Source organism: Actinomadura sp. 7K507 (genome assembly GCF_004348425.1).
GTDB lineage: Bacteria > Actinomycetota > Actinomycetes > Streptosporangiales > Streptosporangiaceae > Spirillospora.
In genome coordinates, this window is sequence record NZ_SMKK01000539.1 from 1 (window position 1) to 1,003 (window position 1,003).

The following is a 1,003-nucleotide window of genomic DNA, read 5'->3' on the forward strand; positions in this document are numbered from 1 at the left end:
CGTCAACCGGGGGGCGGGCGGCGAGGCGCCCGCCGGGATCCTGCCGGGCCGCGACGAGATCGCGATCGAGGTCCTGGGACGGGAGCTGCCCGCGGCGGAGATCGTCCGGTTCGGGCCGGACGAGGACGTCGACAAGGTGCTCGGCAAGGCCGCCGAACGGGCCGCGGAGCAGGGCGGCGCGCTCGCGGTCATCGGCGGGGACGGCACCGTGAACGCGGGCGCGCGGGCGGCGCTGGGACACGACGTCCCGCTGCTGGTCGTCCCCGGCGGGACCTTCGACCACTTCGCCCGCGCGCTCGGCGTGGAGTCCGTGGCGGACGCGGTCGCCGCCTACCGGACCGGGCGGCTCGGCCGCGTCGATGTCGCGTACGTCACACCGGCCGTCACGTCCGGCGTCACGCGGGCCTCCGGCGAGGCGGGGCGGGACGAGGAGCATCTGTTCCTCAACACCGCCGGTTTCGGCGCCTACACCGAGATGGTGGACCGGCGGGAGCGGCTGGAGAGGCGGTTCGCGCTCGGCAAGTGGCCGGCGCTCGCCGTCGCCGCCGCCCGCACGCTGCGGCACTCCGAGCCCGTCGACCTGGTCGTGGACGGCCGGAAGCGCCGCGTCTGGCTGGCGTTCGTCGGGAACTGCGTCTACGGCTCGCGCGGCGCCGCCCCCAACTGGCGCGAACGCCTCGACGACGGGCGGCTCGACATCCGGATGATCGCCACCGCGCGCCGCGTCCCGCGCGTCCGCGCGCTCGCCGCGATCATGGCCGGGCACCTGCACATCACGCCCGGCTACCGCGCGTGGCAGGCGGGCGGCCTGGAGGTGACGTCGCCGTCCGGCGGCCTGCGGGTCTCCCGCGACGGCGAGGTGTCGACGCTGCCGGCCGCGCTGCGGTTCGGCAAGCACGCCGGCGCCCTCACCGTCTTCCACCCGGCCACCGCCGCCGGAGCATGATCACTCACAGGGCCTGGCCGGGGTGGGCCGGGTGCGGGGAACACACGATTCGGCGCG

General features: G+C 76.7%; 1 protein-coding gene. It reads left to right on the plus strand.

Annotated features, from left to right (window positions below; all coding sequences use genetic code 11):
• The coding region (locus tag E1285_RS45135) for a diacylglycerol kinase family protein (RefSeq protein WP_279510137.1) at positions 1 to 946 on the plus strand (946 nt) is incomplete at its 5' end.
• Positions 947 to 1,003: the final 57 nt, after the last annotated feature.